Annotated in this window: 18 protein-coding genes; 13 read left to right on the top strand and 5 right to left on the bottom strand. The window is 72.2% G+C overall.

Going from position 1 to position 15,856, the window contains the following annotated elements:
- Positions 1–452: 452 nt before the first annotated feature.
- A complete protein-coding gene (locus tag AB0G32_RS37390; protein ID WP_361174362.1) occupies positions 453–731 on the bottom strand; it encodes a small hydrophobic protein in 279 nt (92 codons plus the stop codon).
- A 174-nt stretch (positions 732–905) separates the two neighbouring features.
- Positions 906–2,513 carry an MFS transporter gene (locus AB0G32_RS37385; RefSeq protein WP_361174359.1) on the bottom strand — a complete coding sequence of 536 codons (1,608 nt, stop codon included), beginning with the start codon at positions 2,511–2,513 and terminating at the stop codon, positions 906–908.
- A 113-nt stretch (positions 2,514–2,626) separates the two neighbouring features.
- Between AB0G32_RS37385 and AB0G32_RS37380 the strand changes: the two genes are divergently transcribed.
- From AB0G32_RS37380 to AB0G32_RS37370, 3 genes are all read left to right on the top strand, one after another.
- Complete coding sequence (locus tag AB0G32_RS37380) at positions 2,627–3,328, top strand: TetR family transcriptional regulator (RefSeq protein WP_361174356.1); 702 nt, start codon at positions 2,627–2,629, stop codon at positions 3,326–3,328.
- Positions 3,329–3,382: 54 nt separating this feature from the next.
- Positions 3,383–4,600, top strand: coding sequence for an alpha/beta hydrolase (locus AB0G32_RS37375; RefSeq protein ID WP_361174353.1), 1,218 nt, complete (start codon positions 3,383–3,385; stop codon positions 4,598–4,600).
- Between the two features lie 67 nt (positions 4,601–4,667).
- Positions 4,668–5,519, top strand: a complete 852-nt coding sequence (locus AB0G32_RS37370) for a DUF4429 domain-containing protein (RefSeq protein ID WP_361174349.1) — start codon at positions 4,668–4,670, stop codon at positions 5,517–5,519.
- 26 nt (positions 5,520–5,545) lie between these two features.
- On the opposite strand, the gene AB0G32_RS37365 is transcribed toward AB0G32_RS37370, so the two are convergent.
- On the bottom strand, positions 5,546–5,977 hold the full coding sequence (locus AB0G32_RS37365; protein ID WP_361174346.1) for a MerR family transcriptional regulator: 432 nt from the start codon (positions 5,975–5,977) through the stop codon (positions 5,546–5,548).
- A 95-nt stretch (positions 5,978–6,072) separates the two neighbouring features.
- Here AB0G32_RS37365 and AB0G32_RS37360 point away from each other — a divergent pair, with 95 nt between their 5' ends.
- From AB0G32_RS37360 to AB0G32_RS37340, 5 genes are read left to right on the top strand one after another with little or no spacing between them, the layout of a single operon-like run.
- Positions 6,073–6,543, top strand: coding sequence for a GNAT family N-acetyltransferase (locus AB0G32_RS37360; RefSeq protein ID WP_361174343.1), 471 nt, complete (start codon positions 6,073–6,075; stop codon positions 6,541–6,543).
- A gap of 19 nt (positions 6,544–6,562) precedes the next feature.
- A complete protein-coding gene (locus AB0G32_RS37355; protein WP_361174340.1) occupies positions 6,563–7,381 on the top strand; it encodes a serine hydrolase domain-containing protein in 819 nt (272 codons plus the stop codon).
- Between the two features lie 49 nt (positions 7,382–7,430).
- Complete coding sequence (locus tag AB0G32_RS37350) at positions 7,431–8,549, top strand: DUF5954 family protein (RefSeq protein WP_361174337.1); 1,119 nt, start codon at positions 7,431–7,433, stop codon at positions 8,547–8,549.
- A gap of 8 nt (positions 8,550–8,557) precedes the next feature.
- Complete coding sequence (locus AB0G32_RS37345; protein ID WP_361174334.1) at positions 8,558–9,400, top strand: helix-turn-helix transcriptional regulator; 843 nt, start codon at positions 8,558–8,560, stop codon at positions 9,398–9,400.
- Positions 9,366–9,545: a DUF397 domain-containing protein gene (locus AB0G32_RS37340; protein WP_361174331.1), complete on the top strand. Its 180-nt coding sequence runs from the start codon at positions 9,366–9,368 to the stop codon at positions 9,543–9,545. The genes AB0G32_RS37345 and AB0G32_RS37340 overlap by 35 nt, the downstream gene beginning before the upstream one ends.
- On the opposite strand, the gene AB0G32_RS37335 is transcribed toward AB0G32_RS37340, so the two are convergent.
- Complete coding sequence (locus AB0G32_RS37335; protein WP_361174365.1) at positions 9,526–10,191, bottom strand: pirin family protein; 666 nt, start codon at positions 10,189–10,191, stop codon at positions 9,526–9,528. The two genes, AB0G32_RS37340 and AB0G32_RS37335, sit on opposite strands and share 20 nt — an antisense overlap.
- 61 nt (positions 10,192–10,252) lie before the next feature.
- Between AB0G32_RS37335 and fasR the strand changes: the two genes are divergently transcribed.
- From fasR to fabF, 5 genes are all read left to right on the top strand, one after another.
- Positions 10,253–11,458: a fatty acid biosynthesis transcriptional regulator FasR gene (fasR, locus tag AB0G32_RS37330; protein ID WP_361174328.1), complete on the top strand. Its 1,206-nt coding sequence runs from the start codon at positions 10,253–10,255 to the stop codon at positions 11,456–11,458.
- An 89-nt stretch (positions 11,459–11,547) separates the two neighbouring features.
- The gene (locus AB0G32_RS37325) at positions 11,548–12,471 is read left to right on the top strand and encodes an ACP S-malonyltransferase (protein ID WP_361174325.1); all 924 of its coding nucleotides are present in this window, start codon (positions 11,548–11,550) and stop codon (positions 12,469–12,471) included.
- Positions 12,472–12,487: 16 nt separating this feature from the next.
- Positions 12,488–13,489, top strand: coding sequence for a ketoacyl-ACP synthase III (locus AB0G32_RS37320; protein WP_361174322.1), 1,002 nt, complete (start codon positions 12,488–12,490; stop codon positions 13,487–13,489).
- A 76-nt stretch (positions 13,490–13,565) separates the two neighbouring features.
- Complete coding sequence (locus AB0G32_RS37315) at positions 13,566–13,814, top strand: acyl carrier protein (RefSeq protein WP_361174319.1); 249 nt, start codon at positions 13,566–13,568, stop codon at positions 13,812–13,814.
- Positions 13,815–13,898: 84 nt separating this feature from the next.
- Positions 13,899–15,170 carry a beta-ketoacyl-ACP synthase II gene (fabF, locus tag AB0G32_RS37310; RefSeq protein ID WP_361174316.1) on the top strand — a complete coding sequence of 424 codons (1,272 nt, stop codon included), beginning with the start codon at positions 13,899–13,901 and terminating at the stop codon, positions 15,168–15,170.
- 133 nt (positions 15,171–15,303) lie between these two features.
- Here fabF and AB0G32_RS37305 read toward each other — a convergent pair whose 3' ends face one another.
- A complete protein-coding gene (locus AB0G32_RS37305) occupies positions 15,304–15,798 on the bottom strand; it encodes a DUF3145 domain-containing protein (RefSeq protein ID WP_361174313.1) in 495 nt (164 codons plus the stop codon).
- Positions 15,799–15,856 lie beyond the last annotated feature (58 nt).

Raw genomic sequence — 15,856 nt, 5'->3', positions numbered from 1 at the left:
ACCCGTGCCGCCCCAGGCGGCACGACTGCCCGCAGTTGGGCGGGTACGCGCCGCCCGCGGATGGGCGGGTGCGCGGCGCCCGGCGGAGGGGCGGGTGCGCGGCGTTCGCGGAGGGGCGGGTGCGCGGCGCCCGCGCGGTTGGGCAGGTGCGCGGCGTTCGCGGGTGGGCGGGTGCGCGGCGTCCGCGGAGGAGCGCGGGTGCGCGGCTATGAGTCGTGCGCCGTGCGTTGTCGAGTGGGTACGTACGTGCGCGCGCTCGCTCGCGGCGGGAAGGGGGCGGGGTGGGGGGTGTTCGCCCGCAGCGGTTGGCGCGTCGACCCGGGTGAGCCCCGTAGGAGACCGATTTCGCGCCGTTCCGAGGACGGACACCCCCCCCCGCCCCGGCCCCGACCCACAACCCCACCGAGGGCGCTACGCGCAGCCCCACCGGACCCGCACAGGCGCCGCAGGCGTCAAATCAGCGCGATCAGCGCGGCCACCGTGTCGATCGTTCCCAGGGCCACCGCGATGACGGCCGGGAGCGGGCGGGAGCCCGCCCAGGTCCGGCCCATCGCCAGCCAGCCGCAGACGATCGCCGCGGGGCCGAGGAGGATCCCCAGCGCGAAGAACCCGGCGACCGCGCACACGACCCCGATGATTGCGAGCGTCGCGCGATCCGGCCCGCTCCCTGACCACGTCCGGCCACGTGAGCGAGGGTGCCTGCGCGTTCCTGGTCCGAAGCTCGTCATCATCAACTCCCTGAACTCCTGCTGGAGTTCGGGTACCCCCGATGAGACGGCCAATCCTCCCGGCAAGGCGCGCTGCCCCCCTCCAGCAGCGCGCCGCAGCCGTCATCCCCCATGTCACCTGCGACGCACAACAAAAGGGGAGGCTTCGCCGGAATTGTCACCCTGATGAGGGAATCGTCAGATGTGGCCGACGCCCGCGCCCGCCTCCGCGTTCTCCCCCTTCTTCGTCAGGAACGCCACGAACACCGCCACCACGGCCACCCCCGCCGCGGTCAGCGACGCCAGGCTCATCCCGGAGATGAACGTGTCGTGCGCGACATCCGCGATCTTCTCGGCGACCGGCGCCGGCGTCCCCGGCGGCACCGGCGCGATGCCCTGCTGCACGCCCTCCGCCGCCGCGTCCAGCTGGGCCGGCGTGAGCTTGGGCAGCCCCGCCTCGGCCCAGTTGCCCGCGAAGGAGCTGTCCACCTTGGAGGCCATCACCGCGCCCAGCACCGCCGTACCGAGGCTGCCGCCGATCTGCATCGCCGCCTGCTGGAGACCGCCGGCCACCCCGGACAGCTCCAGCGGCGCGTTCCCCACGATGACTTCGGTGGCGCCGACCATGACCGGGGCCAGCCCCAGCCCCAGCAGCGCGAACCACACCGACATCGCCAGGCTGCCGGTATCCGTCTCCAGCGTCGACATGCCGTACATCGCGATCGCGGTGAGCGCCATGCCGCCGGCCAGCGGCACCCGCGGCCCGAACTTGGTGATCATCGCGCCCGCCGCCGGCGACCCGACGATCATCATCGCGGTCAGCGGCAGCAGGTGCAGACCGGCGTCGACCGGGCTCATCCCGTGCACGTTCTGCAAGTAGAAGGTGACGAAGAACAGGCCGCCCATGAAGGCGATGGCCATCAGCACCATCAGCACCACACCGGCCGACAGCGGCACCGAGCGGAACATCGCCAGCGGGATCAGCGGTTCGCTCACCTTCGTCTCCCAGAAGGCGAAGAGCGCGAAGCCGACCACCGACACGGCGATGAACAGCCAGGTCGTGCCGGCGCCCCAGCCCCACTCGGGCGCCTTGATGAGCGCCCACACCAGGCAGAACATCGAGGCCGACAGCAGCACGATGCCGACGATGTCGAAGGACCGCGGCGCGTTCTCCGCGCGGTGGTCCAGCAGGATCAGTACGCCGAGCACCAGGGCGATCACACCCACCGGCACGTTGATGAAGAACACCGACTGCCAGTTGACGTGCTCCACGAGCACGCCGCCCAGGATCGGGCCGCCGGCCGTGGACGCGCCGATGACCATGCCCCAGATGCCGATCGCCATGTTCAGCTTCTCGGCCGGGAAGGTCGCCCGCAGCAGCCCGAGCGCGGCCGGCATCAGCAGCGCCCCGAACAGGCCCTGGAAGACCCGGAAGACGATGACCGCCCCGATACTGCTGGACAGCCCGATCGCCCCGGAGGACGCGGCGAAGCCCGCCACGCCGATCAGGAAGGTCTGCCGGTGACCGAACCGGTCGCCGAGCTTGCCCGCGGTGATCAGGGTGACCGCGAGGGCGAGGAAGTACGCGTTGGTGATCCATTGCAGCTCGGACCAGCTCGCGCCGAGGTCCTTGCCGATGGCCGGATTGGCGATGGCCACGATGGTGCCGTCCAGGGCCACCATCATGACCCCGACGGCGACGGTTATGAGCGTGACCCACGGATGGCCGCGCAGCCCCTTGGCCGGCCCGGCGTCCGACGGCCCCCGGTCTCCCGGCCCCGTCGTCTCGATGGTCTGACTAGTCATGCTTTCGAGCTTAGTGACAGCCACTGACAATTGACGAATCAATTCACAAGTCGGTAACTGACATGACACCCCCCTATAGCCTGAGCTGGGGGAAGTGTTGAAGGAGAGGCCATTTGAGAACGCTGCGCGAACGCAAGAAGCAGCACACCCGGGACGCCCTGCTGCGGGCCGCCCTCGATCTGTTCACCGCGCGGGGCTACGAGGAGACGACCGTCGACGACATCGCCGCGGCCGTCGACGTCTCGCAGCGCACCTTCTTCCGTTACTTCGCCGGCAAGCAGGACGCTGCGTTCTACGTGGCCCGCCTCGCCGAGTCGCACTTCGTCGACGCGATCCGCGCCCGCCCGCCGCGCGAGGCGCCGCTGGACGCGCTGCGCGGCGCGCTGACGGACAGCTGGGACGGCATCGGCGCGGCCATCGAGCAGCTCGTCCCGCTCGACGTGCACCTGCGCTTCTACCAGGTGATCGAGTCGACCCCGGCGCTGCTCGCCGCCCATCTGCACCGGGCCACGGAGCTGGAGGAGGAGATCGCGCGGGTGATCGCCGGGCGCGAGGGCCTGGACGTGGACACCGATCCGCGGCCCCGCGTGCTGGTGGCCGCCTTCGGCGCGGTGATGCGGGTGACGGAACGGATCTGGACCACCCGCGGCGACCCGAGCCTCACGGCGCTGCGCGACCTGACGGCCGCTCACCTGGACCACCTGGGACCGGCCCTCACCGGAGACTGGCACCCGACACCGCCCCCCGCCCCATCGTCCTCCCCCTCGCCCCGCCCGTCCCCCGCCCCATCCCCGTCTGCCGCGACCGAAACGTGATCCGTGCCACTTGACGCACCCGAGACCGTCTCGTTCTCCTAGTGTGTCCTCCCAGTGACTTCTTTCGACACCTCCCCGCAACTGAATGTCTGGCGGGCGCTGCTCGCGCTGGCCGTGGTGTTCGTGATGCTGGCGACCACCGGCTGGACCGCCCTGCGCAACCACCGGGAGACGACCGCGCTCCAGGCGTCGGTCACCGCGTGGGAGCACGGCCGCGTCGGCGGACGCCGGCTGCCGGACACCGGCACCGGCCCGGTCCGCCTCGCGCGCTTCTTCGCCTCGCTCACCGCCGCCCAGCGCTCCGCCCTGGCCCGCCGCTACCCGCTCGCCGTGGGCAACATGAACGGCGCCCCCGTGGCCCTGCGCTACCGGGCCAACCGGACCGCCCTCGCGACGGCCCGGAAGCAGGAGCGCCGGCGGCTGCACGACAGCCGGCTCTCGCCCGCCGGGCAGCAGGAGGCGGCCGCCCGCATGCACCGCTACGAGCAGCTGCTGCGCCCGGGACGGCACGTCCTCGCCTTCGACCCGGACGGCGCCGGCCGGGTCGCCGAGGTGTTCGGCAGCCTGAACCGGGCCGACCGGGTGTCCGTCGTGGTGCCGGGCTCCGACACCGACCTGCTCACCTTCCAGCGCGCCGAGCGCGGGTACGCCGCGCCGGTCGGCATGGCCAGGGCGCTGTACCGGGCCGAGCGCGCGGCGCGCCCGGCGACCCGTACGGCGGTGATCGCCTGGGCCGACTACACCGCGCCCAGCGGGCTCGGCGTGGACGCGGCCACCGCGACGCTCGCCGCGCAGGGCGCGGACCGGCTGGACGCGCTGGTGCGCGCGCTGCCGGGCCGGACACCGGTCTCCCTCTTCTGCCACAGCTACGGCTCGGTGGTGTGCGGGCTGGCGGCCCGGTCGCTGCCCGGCCGGGTCGCCGACGTGGCGGTGGCCGGCAGCCCCGGCATGCGGGTGGAGACCGCCGCCGGGCTGCGCACCCCGGCCCGGGTGTGGGCGATGCGGGACGCCGACGACTGGATCCAGGACGTGCCGAACCTGGAGTGGGGCGGGCTCGGGCACGGCGCCGACCCGGTCTCCGCCGCGTTCGGCGCGCGGGTGCTGTCGGCGCGCGGCGCCCAGGGGCACAGCGGCTACTTCGCCCCGGGCACGGAGAGCCTGGCCAACTTCGCGCGGATCGGGGTTGGCGCATACCGCTCGGTGGACTGCGCCGGGCAGGACGACGGCTGCCGGGCCGGTTTGTCCGCGGCGGGCGAGGCCGGACGCGCGTAGAGACGACGGAAACCGCGGCCCGCGCGGGGATAGGACGCGGCGACCGGTGCCGCATACGATGAGCCGCATGGGTGACGTACTGGCCGGATTTCATGCCGCCTGGGAGTTCGGGTCCGACTCCGTGCTCATCCGCTACGAACGGGGGATTCGAACACCGAAGCTCTTTCAGGCACTGGGGGAACGCCGGGTCCCGCTCGACGCGATCGCGGGCGTGACGCTGACGCCCGGCAGACGCGGCACGGTCGTCCTGCGCATCGAGCCGCGCGCGGGCGCCGACCCGCTGATGGAGGTGGCGGCGGGACAGCTGAAGGAGTCGTCCGACCCCTACCGGCTGGTGCTGCCGGCCGAGCGCGAGGTGCTCGCCGAGTACTACGCCGACGAACTGCGCGCGCACCTGCCCGGCCCGGACACCGGTCCCGGTCCCGCCGGCCGGCACCTGGTGGCCGCCCCCGAGCCGCCGCTGCACTTCAAGGCGTACGACGCGAAGGCGTCCTTCGACGGGACGGCGGTGTCGTTCCGCTGGTTCTGGACCGGGGCGTCGTCGGCGAAGTGGAAGGCCGGCGACCAGACGTTCCCGGTGGCCGCGCTCAGCGGGGTGGAGTGGCGCTCCCCGGAGGTCTTCGAGGGCTGTCTGCGGCTGGCGCGCCGGGACGAGCCGGACGCGCCCGCCCAGGCCGACCAGGACCCGGCGTCCGTGGTGTTCGGGCTGGGCTACGGGGCGGTGCACGAGTCGCTGCCGTTCGCCGCGGCGGTGCTGGCCGCGGTGCGCGGGGCGTCGCCGGTGGCGGTACCGGCCGCCCGCCGCGACCCGGCCGACATCGCCGAACGCATCCGGCACCTCGGGGAGCTGCACCAGGCGGGGCTGGTCACGGACGAGGAGTTCACGGAGAAGAAGGCGGAACTGCTCGCGCAGCTCTAGCGGGCGCCAGCGGGCTCTGGCGGGCTCTAGGCGCGGTCGTAGAAGCCGATCTTCAGGTCGAGCACGGCCAGCGCGTCCTGGAGTTCCGCGATCCGGGTCAGGACGTCCTGCCGGGTCGTCTCCAGCAGGTCGCGGCGGTCGCCGTAGGTGCTGTCGCCCTCGCGCACCAGTTCGGCGTACCGGACCATGTCGGCGACCGGCATGCCGGTCAGCCGGAGCTTGCCGACGAAGTCGAGCCAGTCCAGGTCGCGGTTGCGGTAGCGGCGCTGGCCGGTGTGCGAGCGGTCGATGTCCGGCATCAGGCCGATCCGCTCGTACCAGCGCAGGGTGTGCGCGGTCAGTCCGGTGTGGGCGACGACCTCGCTGATGGTGTAGCGGTCCTGGCCGTCGGGGCGCGGGTGGCGCCGGGGCCCCGAGGAGCAGGTGCCGGTGCGGGGCGTGCTCTGCATCACCGTCATGGCGTCCACGCTATGGCCTTGGAGTGCGCTCCAGGCAAGCGGCCCGGCCGAAAATCGCCGGACAGGGCAGGGGGTGGATCATTACCGTCGCGTCCATGAGTCTCGTACGCCGGGCCGTGCCCGAGGACGCCGCGGAAGTACTGCGCCTGCGCCAGGTGATGATCGATTCGATGGCGGCGGGGCCGGGCGGCGCCGGCTGGCACGCCGAGTCGCTGCCCACCCTGCGGAAGCGGCTGGCCGCCCCGGACGGGGACTTCGCGGCGTTCGTCGTCGACCACCCGGAGCGGCCCGGGGCGCTGGCCGCGCTGGTGGCGGGGACGCTGGAGTACCGGATCGGCCGGGCCGGCAATCCGCACGGCCGCGTCGGGTACGTGTTCAGCGTCGCCACCGACCCGGACGCCCGGCGCCGCGGCTACGCGCGGGCGGGCATGGCGGAGTTGCTGGAGTGGTTCCGGGAGCGGGGCGCCGCGCAGGTCGATCTGAACGCCTCCGCCGACGCCGAGCCGCTCTACGCCTCCCTCGGCTTCGTCCACAAGCCGGACCCCTCGATGCGGCTGACGTTCTGACCCGCCTAGGCTCGACGGCATGTCGCTGAACAGCCTCGCGTCGATCGAGAACTGGCCGGTCCGCACCGCCGCGGCGGGTGTCGTACGGGCGGACGGCACCGTGCTCGGCACCCACGGCCCCGCCGGACACCGCTTCCCGCTGGCGTCGGTCACCAAGCCGCTCGCCGCCTACGCGGCCCTCGTCGCCTACGAGGAGGGCGCCGTCGAACTGGACGAACCCGCCGGTCCGCCCGGGTCGACGGTCCGGCACCTGCTCGCCCACACCTCCGGGCTGGCCTTCGACGAGCACCGCACGACCGCCCGGCCCGGGGAGCGGCGGCTGTACTCGAACGCCGGGTTCGAGCAGCTCGGCGACCACCTCGCCAAGGCGACCGACATCCCGTTCGCCGAGTACGCCCGGCAGGCGGTCCTCGCCCCGCTCGGCATGACCTCCACCACCCTGGACGGCTCCCCCGCCAAGGACGGCGTCTCCACCGTCGAGGACCTGCTCCGCTTCGCCGCCGAGGTGCAGGCGCCGCGCCTCCTTGACCCGCGCACCGTCGCCGAGGCGATGACCGTGCAGTACCCGGGCGTCAAGGGCGTACTGCCGGGCTACGGCCACCAGAACCCCAACGACTGGGGCCTCGGCTTCGAGATCCGCGACGGCAAGTCCCCGCACTGGACGGGGTCGGGCTCCTCCCCGCGCACCTTCGGGCACTTCGGGCAGTCGGGCACGTTCCTGTGGATCGACCCGGCCGCGGGGCTCGCCTGCGCCGCCCTGACCGATCGGGCGTTCGGGCCGTGGGCGGTCCAGGCGTGGCCGCCGTTCACGGACGCGGTACTCACCGAAGCGGGCTGATTCTCCCGTTCCCCGGCGAAACCGCCCCGCTTTCGAGCACATTGAGTACATGAGCGGTTACGCAGACAGAGTTCCCGGCTACCTGACCTTCCGGGTCGCCCACCAGGAAGGCCCCATCGCGGCGTTCGCCGAGCAGGAGGCGTGGGAGGCGCGGGAGCGGTACCCCCGGCTGATGGGAGTGGGCCTCGGGGAGTTCTTCCACGCCCGGGCGCTGGACACCGGCGGCTGGGAGCTGTCCGAGTACGGCAACGACACCCCGCAGGGCGCCCGGGACTCCATGGGGTCGCACTTCCGGATGCGGGCCAAGGACGCCGAGGAGGCCGGGGACGCCAAGGGCCACAGGACGTGGATGGCCGCCGCCCTGCGGATGGACCGGGAGGTGGTGAACGAGCTCACCGTCGACGGGGAGCGGTTCCGGATCGTCCGGGCCTCGAAGTTCATCCGGATGGGCAACGGCGGCCCCGAACCGCCCCGGCCCTCCGACCCCGACCCGGCGGAGGTCGGCGAGGGCCACAGCGTGCCCCGGCCCACCAAGGGCTTCGTGGTCGATCCGTACACCAGCGCCGGGCTCTCCGACAGCCTGCTGAAGTTCGACCTGGTCCAGTTGGTCGGCGCCGGCGCCGGCGCGCCGGAGGACGTCCGGGCCGACGCGCGCCGCGCCGCCCAGGAGTGTCCCGGCGGGGTGCTGCTGCCGGCCGTGTTCATGGTCGCCGAGCGCACCGACGGGGAGTGGCAGTCGCACAACCCGGGCGCCTCGCACTCCTCGCCGCAGGGCGCGCGCGACGCCCTCGCCGGGTGGCTGCGGGTCATGGCGCCGTTCACGCTGCGGCTGTCGGACGAGAAGAAGGCGGAGTACGCGCGCGCGGCCGACAAACTGGACGCCAAGCGCGGCAACAGTCTCACCGTCGACGGGACGCGGTACCGGGTCACCCGGGTCGAGCGGCTGGTCCGGATCGGCCCGGACGGCCCGGAGGGCCCCCGGCCCAGCGACTACGACCCGGAGGACCCGATCGACGTCCAGGTCCGGAAGCTGAAGGCGGAGGGCCTGTGGAAGGAAGAGGACGAGCCGCTCGAACTCGACGAACGCACCCTTGAGCTGCAGGCCCTGTGGGACGCGGAGGAGAAACGCCGCCTGGCGGTCAAGGAACAGAAGCAGAAGAGGAGTTGAGGTGCCCCGTGGTCCACATCAATATGCTCGACCCGACCGCGTCCCCGCTCGACTACTACGGCTGGGAACTGCGCCGCCGTCGTGAGGCGGCCGGACTCACCCTCCAGCAACTCGGCGCGATCATCTTCTGCACGGGGTCGCTGATCGGCCAGATCGAGACCACGAAGAAGGTTCCCACCCGGGACTTCTCCGAACGCGTGGACGCGGGGCTCGGCACGGACGGCCAGTTCTCCCGCCTGATCGGCCTGGTCCTGCGCAGCCAACTCCCTACGTGGTTTCAGCCGTACGCGGAGATGGAGGCGAAGGCGGCTTATATCTCCACGTATCAGGCACAGTTGGTGTACGGGCTCTTTCAGACGGAGGAGTACGCGCGGGCGGTCCTCGCCACGGGATCGCCGGACGACCTTGAGGGATTGTTGTCGGCCCGGATGGAACGCCAGCGCATCCTGGAGCGGCTCCAACCGCCGCTGACCTGGGTCGTCCTGGATGAAGCGGTGCTGCACCGTCCGATCGGCGGCCCGGGGGTGATGCGACGGCAACTGGAGCGGTTGTTGGAGTTCAACGAGCACCGGTGGATGCGCATCCAGGTGCTGCCGAACTCTGCGGGCGAACACCCCGGGCTCGCCGGGGCGTTCAACATCCTGCGATTCGCCGATCATCCGGACATTTTCTACACGGAGGACATGATGTCCGGCCACATGACGGCCGACCCGGAAACCATCAAGCAAGCCAGCCTCCATTACGCTCACTTGCAGGCAGCCGCCCTGTCCGTAAGCGACTCGGCGGCGCTGATCGCCCGCGTGATGGAGGAACGCTATGAAGATCGAAGCCAGCGCGACGCAGTGGCGTAAGTCCAGCTACAGCGGACCGAGCGGCGGCGACTGCGTCGAGGTCGCCGCCTCCCTCGGAGCCGTCCGGGACAGCAAGAACCCCGCCGGCCCCGTCGTGACCGTCGGCGCAGCCGCCTGGCGGGCGTTCATAGACGGTCTGCGGTAGTCATCTCCCACAGCAACAGCTCCGCCTCCGTCAACCCCTCCGCCTCCAGCCCCGCCGCCCCGGTGACGCGTGCCGCGTCGCCGGGGCCCAGCTCGGCCCCGGCCAGCAGTACCGCACCGCGTACGGCATGGACGTACACGTACGCCCCGTCCGGCACCGCCGTCCGCTCCCCCTTCGCCAGGCGCCGTACGTGCAGCATGGCGCCGGCGGCGGGCAGGGCGTACGGCGTGGCGTCGGCGATGCCGCGGACGATCTCGTACGACGGCGTGCCGCCGGGCTCGCGCGGGGCCAGCCACATCTGAACGAAGACCAGCGGCTCGGGGCCGTCGTTGCGCTCCACGTGCCGGACGCCGCCCGCCGCACTGAGCCGTTGGACGTCCCCGGCGCGCACCACCGTCTCCCGCCCCGTGCTGTCCCGGTGGGTCAGCTCGCCCTCGACCACCCAGGTGACGATCTCGGTGTGGCTGTGCGGGTGTTCGCCGAAGCCGGCGCCGGGCGCGAGCCGCTCCTCGTTGCAGGCGATCAGCGCACCGAAGCGGAGGTTGTCCGGGTCGTAGTGGGGGCCGAAGGAGAAGGCGTGCCGGGAGTCGATTCCGGCCGCCGGGTCACCTCCCGGGTAGCGCGCGTCGGCGCGGCGTACGTCCATCACGCGGTCCACCGTAGACCCGGCGGCACAGCCAACCATCCCGATAAGGCAGTCTTGTCCCGTGCCCGAACCCGAAGCCAGCAACCCCCTGCCCGAGCGGCGTCCCGCCCATCCGCACTCGGCGACCCTGAAGCGGCTGGAGCAGTCCGCCGGGTCGCTCGCCGCGCAGGCGATCACGCGGATGGACGAGACCCTGCCCTGGTACCGGGCCATGCCGCCGGAGAACCGGTCCTGGATCGGGCTGGTCGCCCAGGCGGGCATCGCCGCGTTCACCGAGTGGTTCCGGCGGCCGGACACCCCGCAGGCCATCTCCACCGACGTCTTCGGCACCGCGCCGCGTGAGCTGACCCGGGCGATCACGCTGCGGCAGACCGTGGAGATGGTGCGCACCACCATCGAGGTGATGGAGTCCGCGATCGACGAGGTCGCGGCCCCCGGCGACGAGTCCGTACTGCGCGAGGCGCTGCTGGTGTACGCCCGGGAGATCGCCTTCGCCACCGCCCAGGTCTACGCGCAGGCCGCCGAGGCACGCGGTGCCTGGGACGCGCGCCTGGAGTCACTGGTGGTCAACGCGGTGCTCAGCGGGGAGGCCGACGAAGGGGCCGTGTCCCGGGCCGCCGCGCTGGGGTGGAACTCGCCGGAGCATGTGTGCGTGGTGCTGGGGACCGCGCCCGACGGGGACTCCGAGCTGACCGTGGAGGCGATCCGGCGGGCCGCCCGGCACGCCAAGCTCCAGGTGCTCACCGGGGTGCTCGGGGACCGGCTGGTGGTCATCGCGGGCGGCAGCGACAACCCCCTCGCGGTCGCCAAGTCGCTGATCGGGCCGTTCGCGCAGGGCGCGGTGGTGGCCGGTCCGGTGGTGCCCGACCTGCTCGCCGCGACCCGGTCCGCGCAGGCCGCCGCCGCCGGGCTGAAGGCGGGTTCGGCCTGGCCGGACGCGCCGCGTCCGGTGCTCGCGGACGATCTGCTCCCGGAGCGCGCGATGGCCGGGGACCCGGCGGCCCGGCTCCAGTTGGTGGAGGAGATCTACAGACCGCTGGAAGAGGCGGGTGCGGCGCTGCTGGAGACGCTCAGCGTCTATCTCGAACAGGCGAGCAGTCTCGAAGGGGCCGCCCGGATGCTCTTCGTCCACCCCAACACCGTGCGCTACCGGCTCCGACGTGTGACTGATGTCACCGGCTGGTCACCCTCCGATGTACGATCCGCCTTCACCCTGCGGATCGCGCTGATCCTGGGACGTCTGGCCGATGGAGATCCACAACTCTAGTCTTTTGTGGAGGGTCCACAAAACCCCTCCGTGTTCTTCGTCCCTGTCCCCACGGGCGGCCACGCCCGTCCCCAAGAGAGAGTGTGAGAGTGCTCGTACTCGTCGCTCCCGGCCAGGGCGCCCAGACGCCCGGCTTCCTGACTGACTGGCTTCAGCTGCCCGGTGCGGCCGACCGCGTCGCCGCGTGGTCGGACGCCATCGGCCTCGACCTCGCCCACTACGGCACCGAGGCCGACGCCGACGCGATCCGTGACACGGCCGTCGCCCAGCCGCTGCTGGTCGCCGCCGGCCTGCTCTCGGCCGCGGCACTGGGTGCCGTCTCCGAGATCGCGCCGGGCGCGGTCGCGGGCCACAGCGTCGGCGAGATCACCGCCGCCGCGTTCGCCGGCGTGCTCGACGACACCGCCGCGCTGAGCCTCGTACGCAAGCGGGGCCTGGCCATGGCCGAGGCCGCCGCCACCGCCGAGACCGGGATGTCGGCGCTGCTCGGCGGCGACCCCGAGGTCAGCGTGGCGCACCTGGAGAAGCTCGGCCTGACCCCGGCCAACGTCAACGGCGCCGGGCAGATCGTCGCCGCCGGGACCCTGGCGCAGCTCGCCGCGCTGGCCGAGGACAAGCCGGAGGGCGTCCGCAAGGTCGTTCCGCTGAAGGTGGCCGGCGCCTTCCACACGCACCACATGGCGTCGGCGGTGGACAAGCTCGCCGCGGCCGCCGCGGAGCTGTCCCCCGCCGATCCCGCCGTGACCTACGTCTCCAACCGGGACGGCCGGGCCGTCGCCACCGGCGCCGAGCTGCTCGACCGGCTCGTCGGCCAGGTCGCCAGCCCGGTCCGCTGGGACCTGTGCATGGAGACGTTCAAGGAGCTGGGAGTCACCGCCCTGATCGAGGTGTGCCCCGGCGGCACGCTCACCGGGCTGGCCAAGCGCGCGCTGCCCGGCGTGAAGACGCTGGCCCTCAAGTCCCCCGCCGACCTCGACGCCGCCCGCGAACTGATCGCGGAACACGGTGCGTGAGAAGGAGCCCGAGAGCATGTCGAAGATCAAGCCAAGCAAGGGAGCCCCGTACGCGCGCATCCTCGGTGTCGGCGGCTACCGCCCGACCAGGGTGGTGCCCAACGAGGTGATCCTGGAGACGATCGACTCGTCCGACGAGTGGATCCGCTCCCGCTCCGGCATCGAGACCCGGCACTGGGCGGGCCCCGAGGAGACCGTCGCGGCGATGTCCGTCGAGGCGTCCGGCAAGGCGATCGCGGACGCCGGGATCGACGCCCAGCAGATCGGCGCGGTCGTCGTGTCGACGGTGTCGCACTTCGCCCAGACCCCGGCGATCGCCACCGCCATCGCCGACCAGCTCGGTACCGGCAAGGCCGCCGCGTTCGACATCTCGGCGGGCTGCGCGGGCTTCGGCTACGGGCTGACGCTGGCCAAGGGCATGATCGTCGAGGGCTCGGCGGAGTACGTGCTCGTGATCGGCGTGGAGCGGCTGAGCGACCTGACCGACCTGGAGGACCGGGCCACCGCGTTCCTCTTCGGGGACGGCGCGGGCGCGGTCGTGGTCGGCCCCGCCAAGGAGCCGGCGATCGGTCCGACGGTCTGGGGCTCGGAGGGCGACAAGTCCGAGACGATCAAGCAGACCGTGCCCTGGGACCAGTTCGCCGCCGAGGGCCACACCAAGTTTCCTGCGATCACGCAGGAGGGCCAGGCGGTGTTCCGCTGGGCCGTGTTCGAGATGGCGAAGGTCGCCCAGCAGGCGCTGGACGCGGCCGGAATCACCCCGGACGAACTGGACGTCTTCATCCCGCACCAGGCCAATGTGCGGATCATCGACTCGATGGTGAAGACGCTGAAGCTGCCGGAGCACGTCACGGTCGCCCGTGACATCCGCACCACCGGCAACACCTCGGCCGCCTCGATCCCGCTCGCGATGGAGCGGCTCCTGGCGACCGGCGAGGCGAAGAGCGGCGACACCGCACTCGTCATCGGCTTCGGGGCGGGTCTCGTCTACGCCGCGACGGTCGTTACTCTCCCCTAGGCACTCCGTGCCGGATCATGCGTCCGGGACGGAACCCACCGCCACACCCTCTGGAACACAACGAAGGAGCGCCGTCATGGCCGCCACTCAGGAAGAGATCGTCGCCGGTCTCGCGGAGATCGTGAACGAGATCGCCGGCATCCCGGTCGAGGACGTCGAGCTGGGCAAGTCGTTCACCGACGACCTGGACGTCGACTCGCTGTCCATGGTCGAGGTCGTCGTCGCCGCCGAAGAGCGCTTCGACGTGAAGATCCCCGACGAGGACGTCAAGAACCTCAAGACGGTCGGCGACGCGACCGAGTACATCCTCAAGCACCAGGGCTGATCCGCCGATCAGCGCTCTGGGCTGACTGCCCCGCCACCCGGCGGTGGCGCCGTTCGAATCCTCGTATCTGGAGAATGAATTCCCGTGAGCTCGACCAATCGCACCGTGGTCGTCACCGGTATCGGCGCAACCACACCGCTGGGTGGCGACGCAGCCTCTACCTGGGAGGGCCTGGTGGCCGGCAAGTCCGGCGTCAAGCCCCTGGAGCAGGACTGGGCCGCCGAGCAGGCGGTCCGGATCGCGGCCCCAGTGGCCGTGGAGCCGACCGAGACCATTCCGCGGCCGCAGGCCCGCCGACTGGACCGCTCCGCGCAGTTCGCGCTGGTCGCGGCGCAGGAGGCGTGGAAGGACGCCGGTTTCGAGGCCCGCGCCGGTGAGGGCGCGGACGTCGACCCCGACCGGCTGGGCACGGTCATCGCCTCCGGCATCGGCGGCGTGACGACACTGCTCGACCAGTACGACGTGCTGAAGGAGAAGGGCGTCCGCCGGGTCTCCCCGCACACCGTGCCGATGCTGATGCCGAACGGCCCGTCCGCCAACGTCGGGCTCGCCGTGGGCGCCCGGGCGGGCGTGCACACGCCGGTCTCGGCCTGCGCGTCGGGCGCGGAGGCGATCGGTTACGCCATCGAGATGATCCGCACCGGCCGCGCGGACGTGGTCGTCGCGGGCGGCACGGAGGCGGCGATCCATCCGCTGCCCATCGCCGCGTTCGGCAACATGATGGCGATGTCCAAGAACAACGACGACCCGCAGGGCGCGTCGCGTCCCTTCGACACCGGCCGGGACGGCTTCGTACTCGGTGAGGGCGCGGGTGTGATCGTCCTGGAGTCCGCCGAGCACGCCGCCGCGCGCGGCGCCCGGGTGTACGCGGAGGCGGTCGGGCAGGGCATCTCCGCCGACAGCCACGACATCGTGCAGCCGGAGCCGGGCGGGCGGGGCATCTCGCACGCCCTGCAGAACCTGCTGGACCGCACCGACCTGGACCCGGCGGAGATCGTGCACGTCAACGCGCACGCGACGTCGACGCCGGCCGGGGACATCGCGGAGCTGAAGGCGCTGCGGAAGGTGTTCGGGGACGACACGGATCACATGGCCGTGTCCAGTACGAAGTCGATGACCGGGCATCTGCTGGGTGGTGCGGGGGGTGTCGAGTCGGTCGCGACCGTGCTCGCGCTGTACCACCGGGTGGCGCCGCCGACGATCAACGTGACCGAGCTGGATCCGGAGGCCGCGGCCAACGCGGACATCATTACCGGGGAGGCGCGGAAGTTGCCCGTGGACGGGCGGATCGCGGCGTTGAACGACTCGTTCGGGTTTGGTGGGCACAACGTGGTTCTGGCGTTCAGGACCGTGTGACACGACGTGCGGTGAGCGGCCCGTTCCCCCAGGTGGGGGCGGGCCGTTCGCCGTTTTCGGGTGCGGGTTCGTTGTGGCTGGTCGCGCAGTTCCCCGCGCCCCTTAGAGGCATACGCCACAGGGCGTTTAGAAATTAGACCACCTGATGGAGCCACCGTACGGGGGCGCCTTCGCCCGCGTATCTGAAGGGTTCCAGTTCGTCGTCCCAGGGCTTGCCCAGGAGTTGGGTGAGGTCGGTGGCCAGGTCGGTTTCGCCGGACTGGGCGCGGCGCAGGGCGGCGCGCAGGCGGTCCTCGGGGATCAGGATGTCGCCGTGGATGCCGGTGACGGCGTGGAAGATGCCGAGGTCCGGGGTGCAGCTGTAGCGCTCGCCCTCGTGCCCGGCGCCCGGCTCGGCGGTCACCTCGAAGCGCAGCAGCTGCCAGCCGCGCAGCGCGGAGGCCAGCTTGGAGGCGATGCCGGGCTGGCCCTGCCAGGAGAACTCCGAGCGCCAGGTGCCGGGGGCGGCGGGCTGCCGGATCCAGTCCAGGCTGACGCGCGTGCCGAGTACGCCCGCGACGGCCCACTCGACGTGGGGGCAGAGCGCGCGCGGAGCGGAGTGCACGTACAGAACTCCACGTGTCGTCACCGGAACCTCCGGGCAGAGCGGGACATCTCAGGCGGGCGGAACGGCAGCGGCCCGGTGG

It is taken from the genome of Streptomyces sp. NPDC023723, from assembly GCF_040639815.1.
Taxonomy (GTDB): Bacteria; Actinomycetota; Actinomycetes; order Streptomycetales; family Streptomycetaceae; genus Streptomyces.
Note: the sequence above shows the minus strand (reverse complement) of the source record. Positions and strands in the feature narration are given on the sequence as shown.